Annotated in this window: 19 protein-coding genes; 15 read left to right on the top strand and 4 right to left on the bottom strand. The window is 62.3% G+C overall.

Annotated elements, in window-relative coordinates:
• Positions 1-59 precede the first annotated feature (59 nt).
• Together BUA36_RS10390 and BUA36_RS10385 are read left to right on the top strand one after the other, a co-directional pair.
• Positions 60-1,436 carry an MFS transporter gene (locus BUA36_RS10390; RefSeq protein WP_072784143.1) on the top strand — a complete coding sequence of 459 codons (1,377 nt, stop codon included), beginning with the start codon at positions 60-62 and terminating at the stop codon, positions 1,434-1,436.
• A 55-nt stretch (positions 1,437-1,491) separates the two neighbouring features.
• Positions 1,492-2,151 carry a class I SAM-dependent methyltransferase gene (locus BUA36_RS10385; RefSeq protein WP_072784141.1) on the top strand — a complete coding sequence of 220 codons (660 nt, stop codon included), beginning with the start codon at positions 1,492-1,494 and terminating at the stop codon, positions 2,149-2,151.
• Between the two features lie 12 nt (positions 2,152-2,163).
• Here BUA36_RS10385 and BUA36_RS10380 read toward each other — a convergent pair whose 3' ends face one another.
• Positions 2,164-3,234 (bottom strand): flavodoxin family protein, encoded by a 1,071-nt coding sequence (locus BUA36_RS10380; protein WP_072784139.1) that lies wholly within the window; start codon positions 3,232-3,234, stop codon positions 2,164-2,166.
• A 153-nt stretch (positions 3,235-3,387) separates the two neighbouring features.
• Here BUA36_RS10380 and BUA36_RS10375 point away from each other — a divergent pair, with 153 nt between their 5' ends.
• Genes BUA36_RS10375 through BUA36_RS10365 form a run of 3 tightly spaced genes read left to right on the top strand, consistent with a single transcriptional unit; the run spans position 3,388 to position 4,882 of the window.
• Entirely contained in the window at positions 3,388-3,723 is a 336-nt protein-coding gene (locus tag BUA36_RS10375; RefSeq protein WP_072784136.1) for a hypothetical protein, read from the top strand.
• Positions 3,724-3,764: 41 nt separating this feature from the next.
• Positions 3,765-4,349 carry a helix-turn-helix domain-containing protein gene (locus BUA36_RS10370; RefSeq protein ID WP_072784636.1) on the top strand — a complete coding sequence of 195 codons (585 nt, stop codon included), beginning with the start codon at positions 3,765-3,767 and terminating at the stop codon, positions 4,347-4,349.
• A complete protein-coding gene (locus BUA36_RS10365; RefSeq protein ID WP_072784134.1) occupies positions 4,346-4,882 on the top strand; it encodes a GNAT family N-acetyltransferase in 537 nt (178 codons plus the stop codon). Before BUA36_RS10370 ends, BUA36_RS10365 begins: the two co-directional genes overlap by 4 nt.
• On the opposite strand, the gene BUA36_RS10360 is transcribed toward BUA36_RS10365, so the two are convergent.
• Positions 4,879-7,980: an NAD(P)-binding protein gene (locus tag BUA36_RS10360; RefSeq protein WP_072784131.1), complete on the bottom strand. Its 3,102-nt coding sequence runs from the start codon at positions 7,978-7,980 to the stop codon at positions 4,879-4,881. The genes BUA36_RS10365 and BUA36_RS10360 overlap by 4 nt on opposite strands.
• A 96-nt stretch (positions 7,981-8,076) precedes the next feature.
• Here BUA36_RS10360 and BUA36_RS10355 point away from each other — a divergent pair, with 96 nt between their 5' ends.
• The 6 genes from BUA36_RS10355 (at position 8,077) to BUA36_RS10330 (ending at position 12,820) form a co-directional block, all read left to right on the top strand.
• Positions 8,077-8,718 carry a phosphohydrolase gene (locus tag BUA36_RS10355; RefSeq protein WP_072784129.1) on the top strand — a complete coding sequence of 214 codons (642 nt, stop codon included), beginning with the start codon at positions 8,077-8,079 and terminating at the stop codon, positions 8,716-8,718.
• Between the two features lie 153 nt (positions 8,719-8,871).
• The gene (locus tag BUA36_RS10350) at positions 8,872-9,828 is read left to right on the top strand and encodes an MBL fold metallo-hydrolase (protein WP_072784127.1); all 957 of its coding nucleotides are present in this window, start codon (positions 8,872-8,874) and stop codon (positions 9,826-9,828) included.
• A 97-nt stretch (positions 9,829-9,925) separates the two neighbouring features.
• Positions 9,926-10,771, top strand: a complete 846-nt coding sequence (locus BUA36_RS10345; protein ID WP_072784125.1) for an alpha/beta fold hydrolase — start codon at positions 9,926-9,928, stop codon at positions 10,769-10,771.
• A 257-nt stretch (positions 10,772-11,028) separates the two neighbouring features.
• The gene (locus tag BUA36_RS10340; protein WP_139260469.1) at positions 11,029-11,322 is read left to right on the top strand and encodes a TonB-dependent receptor; all 294 of its coding nucleotides are present in this window, start codon (positions 11,029-11,031) and stop codon (positions 11,320-11,322) included.
• Positions 11,323-11,480: 158 nt separating this feature from the next.
• A complete protein-coding gene (locus BUA36_RS10335; protein WP_072784123.1) occupies positions 11,481-12,218 on the top strand; it encodes a sensor histidine kinase in 738 nt (245 codons plus the stop codon).
• Positions 12,197-12,820 (top strand): response regulator, encoded by a 624-nt coding sequence (locus BUA36_RS10330; RefSeq protein ID WP_072784120.1) that lies wholly within the window; start codon positions 12,197-12,199, stop codon positions 12,818-12,820. The genes BUA36_RS10335 and BUA36_RS10330 overlap by 22 nt, the downstream gene beginning before the upstream one ends.
• Here the strand turns inward: BUA36_RS10330 and BUA36_RS10325 are convergent, their stop codons facing one another.
• Positions 12,821-13,507 (bottom strand): hydrolase, encoded by a 687-nt coding sequence (locus tag BUA36_RS10325; protein ID WP_072784118.1) that lies wholly within the window; start codon positions 13,505-13,507, stop codon positions 12,821-12,823. It abuts the gene before it with no gap.
• Between the two features lie 114 nt (positions 13,508-13,621).
• Between BUA36_RS10325 and BUA36_RS10320 the strand changes: the two genes are divergently transcribed.
• Positions 13,622-14,005, top strand: a complete 384-nt coding sequence (locus BUA36_RS10320) for a hypothetical protein (protein ID WP_072784115.1) — start codon at positions 13,622-13,624, stop codon at positions 14,003-14,005.
• On the opposite strand, the gene BUA36_RS10315 is transcribed toward BUA36_RS10320, so the two are convergent.
• Entirely contained in the window at positions 13,995-17,021 is a 3,027-nt protein-coding gene (locus tag BUA36_RS10315) for a sensor histidine kinase (RefSeq protein WP_072784112.1), read from the bottom strand. The two genes, BUA36_RS10320 and BUA36_RS10315, sit on opposite strands and share 11 nt — an antisense overlap.
• A 124-nt stretch (positions 17,022-17,145) precedes the next feature.
• Between BUA36_RS10315 and BUA36_RS10310 the strand changes: the two genes are divergently transcribed.
• From BUA36_RS10310 to BUA36_RS10305, 3 genes are all read left to right on the top strand, one after another.
• Positions 17,146-17,499, top strand: coding sequence for a hypothetical protein (locus BUA36_RS10310; RefSeq protein ID WP_072784111.1), 354 nt, complete (start codon positions 17,146-17,148; stop codon positions 17,497-17,499).
• Positions 17,500-17,540: 41 nt separating this feature from the next.
• The gene (locus BUA36_RS30685) at positions 17,541-17,714 is read left to right on the top strand and encodes a hypothetical protein (RefSeq protein WP_167544275.1); all 174 of its coding nucleotides are present in this window, start codon (positions 17,541-17,543) and stop codon (positions 17,712-17,714) included.
• Between the two features lie 110 nt (positions 17,715-17,824).
• The gene (locus BUA36_RS10305; protein WP_072784109.1) at positions 17,825-18,718 is read left to right on the top strand and encodes a PAS domain-containing protein; all 894 of its coding nucleotides are present in this window, start codon (positions 17,825-17,827) and stop codon (positions 18,716-18,718) included.
• The last annotated feature ends 223 nt before the right edge of the window (positions 18,719-18,941 follow it).

The raw sequence follows: 18,941 nt of genomic DNA, 5'->3' as shown, positions 1-18,941 counted from the left end.
CAAAGTTTTCCATTTTCCGCGACAATGGTGGACCCGTTTCACCTTGCATCGGACCCCACATGAATACTCACGATAGCGCGCTGGCTGCGCGCGACGGCCTGCCGCCCGATGCGCGGCGCCTGGCCATGCTGTCGGTCGCCATTGGCGTCGGCATGGCGTCGCTCGACACCGCCATCGCCAATACCGCCCTGCCGGCGATTGCGGATCAACTCCACACCACGCCTGCCGCCTCGGTATGGATCGTCAACGTCTATCAACTGGCCATGGTGGCCACGCTGCTGCCGTTCGCCGCGCTGGGTGAAGTGATCGGCTACCGGCGAGTCTGCATCTTCGGCCTGGCCCTGTTCACCGCCGCATCGCTGGCTTGCGCGCTCGCATGGTCGCTGCCCTCGCTGGTGGTGGCGCGCCTGTTCCAGGGTATCGGCGGCGCCGCCATGATGGGCGTGAACACCGCGATGATACGCACCATCTTCCCCGCCAGGCTGCATGGCCAGGGCTTTGGCTTCAACTCGCTGGTGGTCGCTGTGGCGTTTGCGGTCGGTCCCACCGCCGCTTCGCTGATACTGGCCGCCGCAACCTGGCCCTGGCTGTTTGCCATCAACGTCCCGCTGGGGATCGCCGCCATCCTTCTGGCAAGGCGCGCGCTGCCGCATAACGTGCGCGCCACGCACAAGATCGACGCGCCAACCGCCATCCTCAACGTATTTGCCTTCGGCCTGCTGATCCTCACTTTCGGCGACGCCGCGCACCAGGAAGGCTGGCACAAGCTGCTGCCGGAGCTGGTGGCCACGCTGATCTTCTTTGGCCTGCTGCTGCGCCGCCAGGCCGGCCACGCAGCGCCCATGCTGCCGGTGGATTTGTTCAAGCTCCCGCTATTCACCCTGTCCGCACTGACCGCCGTGTGCACGTTTGCCGCACAAGGCCTGGCCTTTGTGTCGCTGCCCTTCTATTTTGAGCATACGATGGGCCGCTCGCCGATTGAGACCGGCTTCCTGATGACGCCATGGGCGGTGCTGGTGGCCGTCATGGCGCCCATCGCCGGCCGCCTGAGCGACCGCTATCCACCCGGCGCGCTGGGCGGCATAGGCCTGGCTTTGCTGTCGTCGGGACTGGTGGCGATGCTGATGCTGCCGGACCAGCCCTCCGCATTCGACATCGGCTGGCGCATGGCGTGGTGCGGCGTCGGCTTCGGCTTCTTCCAGGCGCCTAACTTGAAAGCCATCATGAGCAGTGCGCCACCCACGCGTGCCGGCGGCGCCAGCGGCATCGTCGCCACCGCGCGGCTGCTGGGACAGGCTACCGGCGCGGCCCTGGTAGCCTACTGCTTCACGCTGTCCGCGACGCGCGGCACCACGTATGCACTGATCCTGGCCGCAGTATTTTCCGGCGTCGCCAGCATCGCCAGTTTTTCACGGCTGGTCGTCGCGCAACGGTGAACCCCATTTACGGCAGCGCTGTTAAACTGTTTGCACACCGATTCGAGGAGACAGCATGTCCAACCGCACGCTTACCCTGACTGACACCCTGTACGACTACGTGCTGACGCATTCGCTGCGCGAACATCCGGCACAAACCGCCTTGCGCGATGCAACGCGCGGCCACGAGCGCGCTACCATGCAGATCTCGCCGGAGCAAGGCCAGTTCATGGCGCTGCTGGTCAAACTGATGGGCGCACGCAATGCGATCGAGGTCGGGGTCTTCACCGGCTACAGCGCGCTGTCCGTCGCGCTGGCGCTGCCGCCGGAAGGCCGGCTGGTCGCCTGCGACATCAGCGAGGAATACACCAGCGTCGCGCGCCCGTTCTGGCAGCAGGCAGGCGTGGCCGACAAGATTTCACTGCGCATCGCTCCCGCCCAGCAGACGCTGAACACCCTGCTGGAAGATGGCGAAGCAGGCCTGTACGACTTCGCCTTCATCGACGCGGAAAAAACCGGCTACGACGGCTATTACGAAAGCTGCCTGCAACTGGTGCGCCCCGGCGGCCTGATCGTGCTGGATAACACGCTACGCGAAGGCAAGGTCACGCAGCGCGCCGATAACGACGATACCGCTGCGATCCAGGCGCTCAACATCAAGCTGCATCAGGACGAGCGCATCGACCTGTCCTTCCTGCCCCTCAGCGACGGCCTGACGCTGGCGCGCAAGCGCTAGGCCGGCTGCACCTTATTTGGGCCGCACCGGCGTGATCGCCGCATCTGGCTTGCTTAGCCAGCCGCTGCGCAGCTTGCCGACGGCGGCTGCCACCGAGCGCGCCACATTGCGCACCTCCTGCTGGAACTGCACTTCCTGGTCGAGGTTCTGATGGCTCTCCGTATAGGACTCGTAATAGCCCAGATAGCGGTCCAGCGCCGATTGCTTTCCCGCGTCGATGAGCCCCATCCAGTCCAGCCAGTCCGACAGGTTGCGCCGCAGGCTTTCCACTCCAGCCACATCGCCATGCACCACCAGTCCATACGCGCGGCCAGCCAGATGCTTGGGATAGTCCCAGCCTTTGAGTTCCAGTTCCTTGGCTTCCGCTGCTTTTTTGCCGTGGGTGCTGGTGGGATCAGGGTTGCCGCCGTCCGCGCAGACCAGCCGGTCGATCATGAGTTTGAGTACAGACGGCGCCTGGTACCAGTAAGTCGGCGTCAGGATGATGACGCCGTGCGCCGCCATCCACTTCTCGTAAATTTCCGCCATCCAGTCATTGGTCTGGCGTGTACCGTGATTCGGATAGCAGCTGCAAGGCCAGTGGCACAGCGGCATGGCGGTGGAGACGCAGCCCTTGCAGGGATGGATGTGCAGGTCATAGCCGGAAGTCAGCAGGCTCAGATCCAGCACGTCCGCCTCGATATCGGCTTCGGCCAGGGCTTCCTTCGCCCATAGGCTCATACGGTAGGTCTTGGAGATTTCGCCGGGACAGGAGCCGTCATTGCGGGCGGCGCCGATAATCAACAGCACGCGCGACCGCGTCTGCGGATCTTTCTGGCGCTTCTCTGCCGCCAGCAGGCGGTCGCGCGTGGCTTTCCACTCCACCGACAAATCGTAATCGGGATCGGCAAACCCGCTGCCGGCCTTTTGCGTCACTGGCGCCTTGCGGCCTTCGTGATAATTCTGCCACGCGACTTCCTCTACCTGCGCCAGCGCAGTCTTGACTGCCTCAAATTTCGGGTCCACAAATGCGCGCATGAATTCCACATGAAATTCCTTGCGCTCGAGCGGCTGCGGCGCCTGTCCCTGTCGTACTTCTGCCATTGTCATCTCCCGTTGAAATCCCAGCTTGGCACGCTGCTGAGCACTCCTCCGTGCGCTGACGCACGCTCCTACATGACCACGGCGCGTGCGCCTACGCCCCCCGCGGCTGTGACGGCTTACGATGACAACTCGCATTCCTCAAGGAGACCCATCATGAGTGCATCCAATAAACCTGATCCACGCGGCTTCAAACCCGGCGCCAATATGCCGCACGGCGACTACGATCCGAAAACCCAGGGCATGTCGGAAAGTGGCAACCATGCCACCGGCGATGCTGGCAACGATACCCCGCCAGGCAATCTGCAGCAGCAACAGCGCGATAGCGGCCCGGCGCGTTCTGAACATGCGCTGCGCCAGGACAACCAGAATCGCGGCGACCAGCGCAACCAGCAAAGCGCGTCGGCGGCAGCAACGGCAGCCACCCACCGTGACAAAAATGCCGGTGCGCGCGGCGACAGCTCCACCGACAACAATCAGGAAAAACGCTGATTCCAGTTTACTGGACATGAATTTCCTGTAAAATGGAATTCATGGACATACATCAGCTCATCGCCCGCCGCGTGCGGGAACTGCGCGACGCCCAAAGCCTCTCACTGGATGCTTTGGCGTCGCGCAGTGGCGTCAGCCGTTCGAACATTTCCCTGATTGAGCGCGGCGAAAGCAGCCCCACTGCCGCCGTGCTGGACAAACTGGCCAGCGCGCTGGGCGTGGCGCTGGCCGCGCTGTTTGAAGACAAGGCCGCACCGGAGGCCGGGCCATCGCCAGTCGCGCGGGTCGCCGACCAGCCAGTATGGACCGACCCGGCATCCGGCTATATGCGGCGCAGCCTGTCGCCAGCGGCACCATCTCCGCTGCAATTGGTGGACGTGGTCTTCCCGGCCGGCCAGCGCGTTGCCTACGACAGCGTGCCGCACAATGCCGACATTCACCAGCAGGTATGGATGATAGAAGGCGCCATGGAAGTCAGCGTCGGCGATCAGCAGTGGCGGCTGGACGCTGGCGACACGCTGGCCATGCGCCTGGACCGCCACATCAGCTTCCACAATCCCACCGGCGCCCAGGCGCGCTATCTGGTCGCACTGACCACCCAGCCCAACGCCAGGAGAAACGCATGAACGCTGTCACAGTCCGCCGTGTGAGCGCGAGCGAGGCCAGCACGCACACCGAAACGCTGGCGTCAGCCCTGGCCGATGTACTGCTTGATTGCGTTGAAGGCGGCGCCTCGGTCAGCTTCATGCTGCCGATGCCGCGCGAGAAAGCGCTGGAATTCTGGCGCGGCGTGCTGGCCGGCGCGGCGCGCCACGAACGCATCCTGCTGGTGGCGGAAACCGGCGCGGGGCGCATCATCGGCACCGTCCAGCTTATCACCGCGCTGCCCGACAACCAGCCGCACCGTGCGGACATCGCCAAGATGCTGGTCCACCGCGATGCCCGCCGCCATGGCGTGGCGGCGCAGCTGATGGCGGCAGTCGATCACACCGCCCGGGAAGAAGGCAAAACCGTGCTGGTACTGGACACCGTTACCGGTGGCGACGCCGAACGCCTGTACCAGCGCGCCGGCTGGCAGGCGGTTGGCGTCGTGCCCAATTACGCGTTGATGCCAGATGGCGCCTACTGCGGCACCACCTTCTTTTACAAGCAGCTTTAGAAATCCACCTCGCCCTCGATCACGGCCGGATAGCCGCTGATCGCGCGCGAAGTCTGCATGCCTGCCATCACGGCCGCTTCCACGCAGCCCGCATTGAGGCCCGTCTTGATCCAGTCGCCGGTCAGGAACAGGTTGGAGAATCCCGACTGGTCGGTGCGCAAGCGGTACCTGGTCGAATTCACCACCGACATCACATAGCGCTCGGACGGATCGACATTGGCGCGCCAGTATTGCGCATCAAAGCGCTGGACACCGGTGGCTTCGCTGCCATCGACCAGCCATTGCCACGGGAACGCGCCGGACGGACCGGCCGCCGACCACAGCGAAGCGATCTCCTTGCCCAGCTGGCTGATGGCGCCCGCCTTGGCCACCTCCGCCATGCGCGCCGGGAAGCCATGGTCGCTGACCGGCGGATAACTCTCCACCGGCAATGCGCTGCAGAAGTAGGACACATTGCGCGGGTCCAGCGGCGCCGGCCAGTCTTCGCGTACCAGCAGCTGGTCCATCGGCGCCCAGGTATCGTAAGGCTCGGTGAAGCCGCTCAGCACCGGCTGCTGGCCGTCCGGCTGATAGGACCAGCCCATCTGCGCCAGGTCCTTGTCCAGCCAGACCTGGTAGGCTTGCGTCGCCACGGTCTGTACTTTTTCGGAGGTGGCCAGCAACGCCGGGCTTTGCGCCAGCAACTGCGGGCACAGCACCGGCAGCGAGCCGATCGAAATACCAAACACTACCTGGTCGAAATCGACGCCGCGCTGCAATGTCACCACCGGCAGTTCCTGGTCAAACGCTTCGCGGTACACTTGCGGCCAGTCGGTCCAATGCGACTCCAGGTTGATATTCTTCGCTTGCAGCAGCGCCGCCTGCGCCTTGTCGATCTGGCCGTACAGCGGTTCGCTCGGCCAGCAGTCCAGCCCTTTGACCGGCACCAGCGGATCGTAGCTGCCGTTTGCCAGCGCCACTTGCTGCGTCATGCGGATGCTGCCGATCTGGCTGCCGTCCGGCACCAGCTCCTCCACCTTGTGGAAGAACTTGAACTTGACGCCGCGCGCCAGCAAGGCCTGATACATCGGCGTAAAGATGGTGTCGCCCATCCCCGCCTGCATCTTGAACATGATGCCGCCCTTGTAAGCGAGGCCGATACGCGCCATCGCGCGCAGCAGCGTGCCCGCTTCCGCATTCGGCTTGTCGAAGTTGCCGCCCTCGTAGGCAAACACCAGATCGTAGAAGCCACGTACCGGCGCCGAATTCACACACAGTGCTTCGTCGCCGCCGTGCTTGCGCAGCCAGTCGCGGAAGTCGATATCGTTGATGACATCAAAGCCATGCTTGATGACACCATCTTCAAACACGCCCTTCATGACCGTGATGCCCAGGTCCAGGCAGATGAACAGGCGGCGGATATCATCCGCAACATCGCCGTTGGCATTGGCGATCAGCTTGTCGTAGCGCGAATGCAGCTTGCCGCGCACGCCCGCCAGTGCGCCCGCCAGCGCCAGATGCTGGCCTGGGTCCGCATCTTCCGCCATATTGAACACCATGCCGGTCAGCGCACTGGCCAGCAGCGAGACATCATCCAGCAGCTCGTGCACCGACGAGGTCACGCCTTCCGCCAGGTGATACAGCCAGTCTGGAATCACGCCCGTGTGGTGCGGATGCGGCGGCAGCTCCATCTCTTTCGTGAGCTTATCCAGGCTGCGTATCCACTTCTCGATCCAGCCCACCATGGCCACCGCCATCTGCCACAGCGTGATCTTTTCATCGCCCTCGCCCGGTTCGCCCGGCAGCGTCGGGAACACGATCGACCAGTTATGCCACTGGTCGCCAACCTGCTCCGACAGGGCCACGTAGTCATGCTGCTTGAAGGCGTCGCGCCAGGTCGCCAGCGGCGCACCGGCCGGGCGGTCCAGGCTCGCATAGGCGGCCTTGATCATCTTGAAGGCATTTGCGTAAAAACCGAACCAGATGTGCAGTCCGTGTTCCTCGATGCGCTGTCCCAGTTTGGCATTGCGCCCGCTGGCGCCCTTGCCGCCCAGGCGCCAGCCTTGCTGGTAGACGGTGATGTCGTAGTTGTTCTGCCATCCCGGCTGATCGCTCAGATAGTAGGCCGTGGTCATGGCGCCCACGCCGCCGCCCAGTATCGCAATCTTCTGCGGCGCAATCGACGAGTTGTCCACCAGCTCCTCGCCCGGCTGCGCGGTGAAATCGAAATTCAGGTAGTACGGCAGGATGGCTTGCTGCGGCCCCAGTTTCAGGCCCAGCGTGTCGTTGAGCGGGAAGCTGTCGAACGCGTGCAGCACCGCCTCGTACTCGTAGCCCAGCACTTTGCCGCTGTGGATTTTCTCGATGGTGGCGGGCGCCGCCAGGATCGCCTGGTACACCGCCTTCAGGCCTGCGCTGTCCGGGAACTGCTTGAGGAAGATCTGGTCGATGCGCGGATTGCGCAGCAGCGAGATAATGTCTTCCCAGCCCGCGACGTCCATGTTGAAGAAGTCCGGGATCGACAGGAACAGCTCAATCGCCTGCTCGATGATGTCGAAGATGCTGCTGACTTCACGCTCGCCGTCCGTGGCCTGCGTGGCGTTCACCTCCAGCAGCGGATGCATGGCGATTTTCGTGTCCGGCGAAAACGGGTGGAAGCCCTTGGCCGACAGCGCGCAGCGACTGGCGTCGATCTCGTACTCGCACAGGTATTTGGGATAGCCGAACAGCTCGCGGCCGTTAATCAGCGCCATCGCATCATCCACGAAGATGTGCGCCGGGTAGTAGTAGATGTGGGCCAGCTCGCCCTCTTCATCCATCGCGCCGACCATGATCCAGGTGACGATATCGATTTCCGTGATCCAGCCCTTGGCATGGTCCACCGGGGCGGCGGAATCCGCATGATTCACGCGCGTGAAAGTAATCAGCACATACGGCGAAAGCGCCTTGAACGTCATGCGCTGGCCGGCGACGGCGTTCAGCGTACCGTCCAGCGTCGCCTGGAGTTTGGCCAGCTCGCCCTTGACGAAAAAGCCGTACATCTCGGAATTCTTCAATTGCAGCGGTGAGTGCATCATCACCGAGCCGCCCTGATAAATATAGGAAGGTCTGGTCGCCATGGCGTTGCGGGAAAGAGAAGTCGGTAATCCATCAGTGTATTTCAGATCAGGCACTATTGCCTAAAATAAATAACGATTTTCGAGGTAGAATTTGCCATGGCCAGAGACCACCAAGCACAACGCGCCTGGGTGCGCATGCCGTCCGGACGGCGGCTGGATTTGCTCGATCCCACACCTTTTGACTGGGACGATAGCGACCTTGCACTGGGGCTGGCCCGCACCTATCGCTGGGGCGGGCATTCGGCCTGGCCACTGCCGCTGTCAGTAGCGCAGCACTCGCTGACCGTGATGCATGTGCGCGCTGCGGCCTGCCAGTCTGCGGGCCTGACGCTGGCGCCGTTGTCCGCGCTGCGCGAACTGCTGCATGATGCGGAAGAAGGCCTGCTGGGATTTGACTGCGTCTCGCCGCTCAAGCCCTTCATGGGCGACGCCCTCAAGACGCTATCGCAGAAACTGGAAGCCGCTGTCTTCCTGCGCTACGGCCTGCCGCGCTGGACGGTCAAGGAACACGCCGCCCATAAACTCGCCGACCGCCTGGCCGCCGCCAGCGAAGCGGTACATGTCGCCGGCTGGTCGGCACAGGAAGTCCGCCAGACGCTGAAGATCACGGTACCGCCGCTGAGTGAAGACCCGCTGCAAGTCATCTATGGCGGCACTGCGTGGGAGCCATGGCCGCCCGCTGTCGCCGCTGAACGTTTCCTCGATCAACTCGACCAGTTGAAAATACTCTGTGCCTGACCTGTGTTGCGGCCAATGTGAAATAGTGCACCAACCCGACATCGCCACCAGCTGCGGCTCGCATGATTTATGCCGAAGCTGGTCTTACGGCCGGGGCGCGGCGAAGCGCTTTGCGCTAGCATCGGTGACTCCCGTTGTAGCACAAGGATCGCCATGAAACTGACACTGAAGTATTTCCTGCTGGCCTGCGTACTGGCCGCGCCGCTCGCGCCATGTATCACCTACGCTGCCGCACCCCGGTCGCAGCATCAGGCACCCGGCTATTACCGCATCATGCTGGGCGACTTTGAAGTGACCGCGCTGTCGGACGGTACGCATCCGTTCCCGGTCGATACCGTGATGACCAACATCACACCGCAGCAGGCAATCAAGGAACTGGCGGACGCCGATCTTGCGCTGCCACTCCAGGGTTCCATCAACGCGTTCCTGATCAATACAGGCAGCAAACTGATACTGGTCGACACCGGCGCCGGCGCATTGTATGGCGACTGCTGCGGCAAGCTGGTGGCGCATCTGCGCGCAGCCGGCTACCAGCCGGAGCAAGTCGATGAAATCTACCTCACCCATCTGCACAAGGATCACGCCGGCGGCGCACCCGCTTTTCCTAACGCCGTGCTGCGCCTGTCACAAGCGGAAGCGGATTACTGGCTGACAGCGGACAACAAGGCCAGGGCACCAGCCTTGCTTGCCACCTTTTTTGATGCGGCGCAGGCTGCCGTTGCACCATACCAGGCCGCCGGCCGCTTCCAGCCCTTCCGTGCATTCGGCCCCCTGGAGGCCGGGATCGAGGCCCTGCCCGCTCCCGGCCACACGCCCGGCCATGCGAGCTATCTGATCCAGAGCCGCGGCCAGCAGTTACTGATCTGGGGCGACATCGTGCACGTCGCGCCGATTCAGCTACCGCATCCTGCCGCCACCGTGAAGTACGATAGCAGCGAGGCAAATGCACAGGCCACGCGCGCCATGCTGCTGCAGAAGGCAGCAGAAAAGCACTGGATCGTCGCCGCCGCCCACATTGCCTTCCCCGGCCTGGGCCACATCCGCCGGCATCAGGGCGAGTACCAATGGCTGCCGCTTAACTATGACGAGTCGCCCATAACTCAACCCTAAGCCAGAACTGGACTTTTGGCAGGAGCCATCCAATCGTGCGGTGCTTACACTGTATGGGCAGTACCCTACTCACTCACCCAGGAATACAGGAGCCCCCATGAGCAATAGCAAACTGACCATCGACAGTGTCACCGTAGAAGACGGTACCCGCATTCATTTCAAGGACTGGGGCAGCGGCCCGGCCGTGGTCTTCAGCCATGGCTGGCCACTACAGGGCGACGCCTGGGAAGACCAGATGATTTTCCTGGCCAGCCATGGATACCGCGTCATCGCCCATGACCGCCGCGGCCACGGCCTGTCCAGCCAGCCATGGAACGGCAACGACATGGACACCTACGCCGATGACCTGGCCACGCTACTCAATGCGCTCGATATCAAGGACGCCACGCTGGTTGGCCACTCCACCGGTGGCGGTGAAGTCGCCCGCTACATCGGCCGTCATGGCAGCGCACGCGTAAAGAAGGCCGTTCTGGTGGGCGCCGTACCACCGCAAATGGTCAAGTCGGACAGCAATCCGGGCGGTCTGCCGATGTCGGTCTTTGACGGCATCCGTGACGGCGTGCTGAAAGACCGTTCGCAGTTCTTTCAGGATCTGACCATTCCGTTCTACGGCTACAATCGTCCGGGCGCCAAGGAATCGCAAGGTGTGCGCGATACGTTCTGGCTGCAAGGCATGCAGTGCGGTATCAAGAATGCTTACGACTGCATCAAGCAATTCTCGGAAACCGACTTCACCGAAGACCTGAAGAAAATTGATGTACCGGTCCTGATCGTGCACGGCGACGACGACCAGATCGTCCCTATCGACGCCTCAGCCAAAACCGCGGTCAAACTGGTCAAGAATGCTACGCTGCTGGTCTACGAAGGTGCGCCGCACGGCCTGCCGACCACCCACAAGGACAAGCTGAACGCCGACCTGCTGGCCTTCCTGCAAAAAGACTAAACCGATCGGTGATGCGGCGATGGCAACCATCGCCGGTTTTCTATCCTCCTCGAGCAATGTCCGGCCGGGGCTTCTCAACGCGCTGCGTGAATTCACTTTTCAGGATTGCCTGAACAAATGGGGCGCTGGAACGTCTGCCTAGTTCCAGACACTTTTTGACAGTCCTTCATGTCCCCGCGAGAAATTCCAACTACCGCACGCCAGGCCGGCCTTGCCGGCCTTCTTCTCACGCTTGCGCTTATCAAGCCGACAGCAATATGAAACTGGCATCCGCTACCAGCCAAGGGGAGCGCGCTGATGCTGTCGGCCTGCCGCAGATCAAACTGGGGGCGAACGCCCGCTATGTCGGCGAAACAAGCAGCCAAAGGCACCAATACCGTGGCGGCGATTACACGGTGTTCGACGCCATGGCCAGCTACACCGCCGGTCCATGGCGCTTCGCGCTCAATCTCAGCAACGTGAGCGACAAGACCTTCATCACCGCTTGCCCTTACCACTGCTTCTATGGCGAACCGCGCAAGGCCATCGCTTCAGCCGTGTATCACTGGTAAGCGCCTCCGCCTTCAGGTAGAGCTGTGGTTGGGCGGGTGCCAGCCTGCCCAGGGACTAACCCGATCGGGTGACCCAGCCATGACAACTATGCTGGATTTTCGCTGGCCGCCAACTGTTGCATGATGTCTGCTCGCGTAACCATCATGTAAAGCCCACTATGGCCAGTCCTCCGCCCTCACCCGATCTGCGCCCGGTACGTCTCAACGCGCTGGGCGAGTTCGCGGCATCGATTGCCCACGAAGTCAAACAGCCGCTGGCCGCCGTGACCATCAATGCGGAAGCCTGCATGAAATGGCTGGAGCAGGACCCGCCACGCCTGGAGCAGGCACGGGCCGCGCTGCGCGTCGTGATGCAAGCCAGTACGGCGGCCGCCGGCATGGTGCGCAGCCTGCACGGCATGGCATGCCAGGCGGCGCCCGAGCGCAGCACCTTCATCGTCGAAGATGCCTTGCGCGAGGTCTTGCAGCTGATGCGCGGTGAGCTGCGCCAGCACGGCATCACCATGATCGAAGACTACGCAGCCGCGCCGTACCAGCTCACCGCCGACCGCGTCCAGTTGGCGCAGGTGATGTTGAACCTGCTGCTGAACGCCATCGAAGCGTTGAAAGACAGCGCTGCTCCGCGCACGCTGGCGCTGAAAACCCTGCTGGCCGATGGCGCGCTGCGCATCAGCATCGAGGACAGCGGCGCCGGCATCCCTGCCGCACTGGCAGAACGCATATTCGAACCACTGTTCTCCACCAAGCCGGGCGGCACCGGCATGGGCCTGGCGATTTGCCGCAGCATCGTCCAGGCCCACGGCGGTCAAATCTGGACCACCACAGTTCAGCCGCAGGGCGCCGCTTTTCACCTCAGTTTCAAGGAGTACACCGTATGGACCCCATCTCGATCCTGATCGCGGACGATCATCCCCTGATACTGGCTGGCCTCAGTTCCCTGCTCGGCGCCATGCCGGAATTCCGGCTGGTCGCACAAGCGGCCGATGGCGTGCAGGCGGTGGCCTTGTATCAGCAACACCGGCCGGACGTGGCCATCCTCGATCTCAGCATGCCGCGCCTGAACGGCGTCGAGGCCATCGAGCAAATCCGCGCGTTTGACGACAGCGCCAGCATCGTCATCCTCACCACCTACCAGGGTGACGAAGATGTCTACCGCGGCCTGCGCGCTGGCGCCAAGGCCTACCTGCTCAAAGATGGCGGCTCGGACCAGCTGCTCGACTGCATCCGCACGGTGGCCAGCGGCCAGCAATTCCTGCCTGCGGCCGTGGCCAGCAAGCTGGCGCAACGCAAGGCCGCCAGCCAGCTGTCGCGGCGCGAGCTGGAAATCCTGACGCATCTGGCCACCGGCAAGAGTAACAAGATGATCGCGCGCAGTGCGGATATTGAAGTCGGCACCGTCAAATTCCACGTCAATAACATCCTGGCCAAGCTCAATGTTGCCAGCCGCACGGAAGCCGCCACCGTGGCGGCCCGGCGTGGCCTGCTCAGCGTGTTCTGATTACTTCGCTGGCACGGCCGGCAGCACCTTGTGGGTGCTGTGGGTGCGTTCCGGCGCCTTGTGCACCATGGTGTAGGCGTAGTCCACGCCCATGCCGTAGGCGCCCGAGTGTTCACGCACGATGGCCATTACCGCGTCGTAGGTTTCGCGGTGCGCCCAGTCGCGCTGCCATTCCAGCAGCACCTGCTGCCAGGTCACCGGCACCACGCCGGCCTGGATCATGCGCTGCATGGCGTAGTCGTGGGCTTCTTTCGAAGTGCCGCCCGACGCATCAGACACCATGTAGATTTCATAGTCGCCTTCCAGCATCGCGCACAGCGCGAAGGTGGTGTTGCAGACTTCCGTCCACAGGCCGGCCACGATGACTTTCTTCTTGCCGTTGGCTTTCAGCGCATCGCGCACTTTCTGGTCGTCCCACGAATTCATCGACGAACGTTCCAGGATGTCTTGTCCCGGGAATACGTCCAGCAGTTCAGGGTAAGTGTGGCCCGAGAAGGCTTCGGTTTCCACGGTGGTGATGGTGGTTGGCACGCCAAACACCTTGGCTGCCTTGGCCAGGGCGACGGTATTGTTCTTCAACACCTGGCGGTCGATCGACTGTACGCCGAAAGCCATTTGCGGCTGATGGTCAATGAAGATCAGCTGGCTGTTTTTCGGGGTCAGGACTTCTAATTTAGGATTGCTCATGATGGGTTCCATATGGTGTAAAGGAACCCTCATCTTAGGGCGCGCGCCAGGCAAAAACTACTCATCTTAATATAGGCTGTTCGCGCATCGCGCGTCTGCTAAGATGGATCTACCATGAGCACCCAACACACCCAACTGACCGCTTTGCAGCGCGCCTTGCGCGACCTGCACAAGCAACTGATTCATCTGGAAACCCAGTATTTTGGCGCTGTCGGCAGCCCGCTGGAGCATTTGCAGCTGATTACCAACCATCCGCATTTCGCCTGGCTTCAAAAGCTGTCCGGCCTGATGGCGCAGCTGGACGAACGCCTGGAAGACGAGGCGGAGATCGGCGCCGAGGAAGCCAAAGCGTTCCGCCAGTCGCTGGAAATGCTGATCGGCCCTTGCGAGGAAGGCGACCAGGCATTCCGCGCCAAATACAACGCGCTGCTGCACGATGGCCCGGAACTGGTGATGGCGCATGGCGCCATACGCAAAGTGCTGGCGACTATCGGCTAAGCCAGCGCGGTATATAACGCTTCCAGCGCGCCTGGCCGGCATAGGCGCAAGCCGCAGGCACAGTCAGCATCACGCGCGTTCCGCCACCTGCGCGGTGATCGATGGCGATGTGGCCGCCAATACGGGCGGCGCGTTCGAACAGGCCAGTCAAGCCCCAATGGCCTGTGCGGCCGTTGCGGATGACGTCAGCGTCGATGCCCTTGCCATCGTCCAGCACCTGGACCATGAACTGGTCGTCGCCGTAGTTCAGCTCCACCTGGATGGTGCTCGCTTGCGCGTGGCGGAACGCATTCATGATGGCTTCGCGGGCGACGCTGTACGCCTCGCAGGCCGCCTGCGATTCCAGCGTGCGCGGCGTGCCAGCCGTGCGCAGGCTGAACACGCTGCCATGCGACTCCTGCAGCACCTCGCCAACCAAGGTCAGTCCATGCGCCAGATCGCCATTCCCCATGGCGCCGGAGCGCAGATCCTGCACTTCATCGCGCCCCTCTTCCATCACCTTGTCCGCCAAAAGCAGCACGCGTTCGATTTTCTGGCGCGCCACCGAATCCTCGGGCAGTCCGCTCAGCGCCGTCTGGAAGCTCATCGTCAGCCCATGCACGCTTTGCAGGAAGCTGTCATGCAAGGCGCGCGCGATGCGTTCCCGCTCCGCCATGCGGGTGGCGAAGCGCATGGTGGCCTGGCGTAGCCACAACAGATACAGCAGGTACAGCACGCCGGCCACGCCCAGCGCACACAAGGCGTAGAACCAGCGCGTCTGCGTGAAGGTCGGCAGTATGCGTACGGCGATCGACGCCTCCTCATCGTTCCACTGGCCGAACTGGTTCACCGCCGCGACGCGGAAGCGGTAATCGCCCGGCCCCAGATTGGTGTACGAGACCGCGCGCCGCGCGCCGGGGTCTTGCCAATCGGCGTCCACGCCTTCCAGCCGATAGCGGAAGCGCAGGCCTTCCGGCATGGTGTAGCTCAGCGCCGTGTATTCGATGCGGAACGAGGTGGTACCCGGCGCCAGCGTCACCGGCTGCGCAAAGTCCAGATAGCGGTTACCTTGCGCCACCAGCGTCTCTATCTTCACCTGCGGCGGATGAGGCGCCGGATACACGCGCGTGCTGTCCAGCTGCGCGATGCCGCTGACGCCGGCAAACCACAGCTGGCCATCGGCATCGGCAATCGCGCTGGGCAAGCGGATGGCAGTGGCGGCAAAGCCGGGGTAGCCATCCAGCACGCCGTACAACACATACTTCAACGGCTTGTCCGGCGCGGCCACGGCGGCCTGCCAGTCGGCCGCCCGCACAGACACCACGCCTTTGCCACCGTTGAACCAGTGATCGCCATTGGCAGCGATCACCATGCCGGACACGCGCGACAGCACCTCCGGATCGATCGCGCCGATACGGCGGAACTGCCCACCACGCAGCACCGCCAGGCCAGCGCTGCCGCCAGCGATCACCTCGTCGCCGCCATGCAGGAAGGTGATGGCGCCGACATCGTGATCGCCCTGCGGCGCGTAGCGCGTGATACGGCCCTGATCGAAATGCAGCACCACGCCATCGTTATAGCCGAACCACATGGCGCCCGGCGCCCCCGGCGCGGCAAAGAAAATCCCCGGCGGCAGGCCCAGCTCGGCCTGTGTCTGCCAGCGGCCATCGTGCCAGCGGAAGGTGCCGCGGCGGGAGATCGTCACCCACAGCGCGCGGCCGTCATCCATGATGCGCGCCACCGGCACATCGCCCGAGGGCTTGTCGGGGTCGGGCGGATAGGCGATGCGCTCGGTCTTGTCCGCATAGCGGCGTTCGATATGGTCTACGCCCGCCACCAGCAGCGCGCCATCGGCCGCGTTGCCGAGCACACCGAAATTACCGGCCGCGCCGCGTTCGACCACGCGCGCCGGCGCGTCCTTGCTGAGTTGCCAGATCTCGCCCGTGGGCTTGGCCCAGGCCAGCACATGGCCGCTGCTGTCGCGCGCAAAGCTCAGGAAGCGCTCGCCGCCATTCAGCCGCGCTTGCGTGAGCCGGTTGTTGCGGAAGCGCTCGACGCCGGCCTGCGTGCCGACCCACATGCTGCCGTCACGGTCCTCAAACAGGATGTTGCCCGTCAGGCTGCTGAGCTGCCATGGTTGATCCAACCGGCTATCGGGATGGGCGGCCGGCGTGAGGGTGGTGGCCGGCCCGCTGCCCAGTCCGTCGCTGCGGCAGACGCCGGGACAGGCCAGCATCCAGTAATTGCCGTCCCGGTCGAACAAGCCATTCTCCTGGCCTTCCGACTGCGCCAGCCATGCCGGGCGCGGCTTGTCCGGGCCGCGATGCTGGGGCGGCACGGGCACCAGCTTGTCACGCGTGTCCAGCCACAGGCGGCCATCCGGCGACTCGCTCAGATTGATGACGCCGTAGCCGCTGAGTACGGTACGGAAACGCTGGCCGCCCTTGGCCAGCATCAGCAATTGCTGGCCTGCGGCCAGCCAGATCTGATCGTATTGATCGATAATCAGGTTGGACACGCGCCCCGGCGGCACACCCAGCGCCTTGCCGACATTGCGCCATTCATGGTTCGCCAGCTGCAGCAGGCCATGGCCGGTCGCAGCCCACAACACGCCATTCTGGTCCATGGCCGCACTCGATACCGGACCCAGCAGTGTGCCGCCCAGCATAGACGGCGAATGCGTGAGATGGCCTTTGCTCAGCACGCTGATACCACCGTAGATGTAGCCAATCACGAGGTCGCCGTTGCGCAGCGCAGTCAGCGCCGTGATGGGCCGCTGGGGCGCCACTTCGCCCGGCAAGGCCTCGAAGCGACGGAAGCGCATGCCGTCAAACCGGTACAGGCCGTTGCTGCTGCCTATCCACAGCCAGCCGTCAGCCGTTTGCGCCATGCTGGAGATTTCACCCGGCGCGCCGTCCTTGCCGGTCCAGATGTCATGGTGGTAATCGTTGAGGGTAACTTTGCTGTCCAATGCCCAGGCGCCGGGAGCGCCAATCAGCAGAGCTAACAGGCAGAAAATACGGAAAAGATTTGCCATCCTCACATCATAGATGAAAAAACAAAATATTAAAATCTATCGATAAGATAGGAACAATAAAATTTACCAATGGTTGCCCGCGCTTTATTCTGGTCATACGTTCCACCGCATACGAAAGCACATCATGAAACGTCTACAGAATCTTCCCCTGCCCCTGAGCGCCATTGCCCTGCTGACGGCCTTTGTGCTGGGCAACTTCGATTACCAGACGGCTGGCTGGACCTTCTTTGGCATCGGCATTGTCGCCTGGGCCAGACTCGACGCCAAGCAACTACTTAAATCAGACCGCTACGGCTTTTCGCCGGCCATCGCCGTGCTGGCCTATCCCGCCCTGGCGGGTGCCCAGGCCAACGTCGCCATCACCTTCGCACTGGCACTGCATGCCTTGCTTGTATTCCTGATTTTGATGAGCCGCCATCTGTCGGAAGACATAGCGCAAGCTTTTTCTCAGAAACAAGGCATAAGTCAGCGTATCTAAAGTGGATTTTTCAGATATCCACACCAACTGTGGATAAGCGTGTGCATAACCGCCTCTTGACAGCTGAGAACGCCTTTAACGGCGGGCAGCACAACAAATTGCCTAATCCACAGGCAGATTTTTTATCACATAAAATCAACAACTTAGAAAAATTAAAAAGTCGCCAACTGGCGGCTTTTTCGCCGCTTGAAAATAAATTTTATGTGCATAAGTAGGTAGCATGACGCCCGTTGTTTCGCTGCACTGCGAATTCTTTGACAAATGTGCTGGCGAGGAATAGTGTCACTCTGGAGCTCGGCCTCTTCGACTTACCCTGGGATGATGCATGAATCAGAACGACGACGATACCGATTGGATGATTGAAGAAGAGGGACAGCCCGCCAACCAGACCAGGACGGACGCCGCCAATGCAGCTCCGGCGCCGCCGCCATGGCGCGTGCTGATTGTGGACGATGACGTGGATGTGCATGTCGTCACCAAATTCTCGCTCAGCAATGCCTGCTTCCAGGGTCGCCGGCTCAGCTTCCTGCATGCCTACAGCGGGGAGGAAGCGCTGAATGTGCTGCGCAATACGCCGGATATCGCGCTGGTGCTGCTCGACGTCATCATGGAAACCAGCGATGCCGGCCTGCAGGTGGCACGCCAGATCCGCGACAGCCTGCACAACAAGCTGGTACGCATCGTATTGCGCACTGGCCAGCCGGGCCAGGCGCTCGAGCACAGCATCATCCTCGATTACGACATCAACGATTTCTGGTGCAAGACCGACCTGACCACGCGCAAGCTGTTCACCACCGTGATTTCCTCGCTGCGCGCGTATGCCGGGCTGGAAGACGCGCACCAGCATACGCTGGCGATCCAGGCCGAGCTGGATCAGGCGCGCAAGCTGCTCACTGCGGTGGACCAGCACGCGGTGATGATGACGCTGGATGCACACGGCCGCATCAGCTCGGTCAACGACAAAGCCTGCATGGTCTTCCAGTTCAGCCGGGAAGCACTGATGGGCGCCGATCCGCACCTGCTGCATCCCCTGCCCTACCCGCAAGACCAACTGGCGGACGCCCTGCAGGCCTTGAAGGAGGGTGAAGCCTGGACCGACGTGATCAGCACGTGGCGCAAGGATGGCCAGGAAGTCCGCCTGCGCATTACCGTCACCGGCGACAATGGCGGCGCCATCATCGTCGGTAGCGTGCTGCAGGCGCTTAAAAAACCACTTTAAGTTTCGCTTAAGTCACGGATTGATAAGCGTTTTTCGGGATATCCACAATACTTGTGGATATCTATGTGGATATACCCCCATTGACAACGCATACGGCCTGTAACGGCGCGGTTTCCGACAAACTGCCCATCCAACAGGCAAAAACAATCGCCTTTAAAATCAATAGCTTGCAAGGTCTTCGATTGTAACAAGAAAACTTTTCAAAAAAATTCTTGTCAACATG

Source organism: Duganella sacchari (assembly GCF_900143065.1).
Lineage (GTDB): Bacteria > Pseudomonadota > Gammaproteobacteria > Burkholderiales > Burkholderiaceae_D > Rugamonas > Rugamonas sacchari.
Note: the sequence above shows the minus strand (reverse complement) of the source record. Positions and strands in the feature narration are given on the sequence as shown.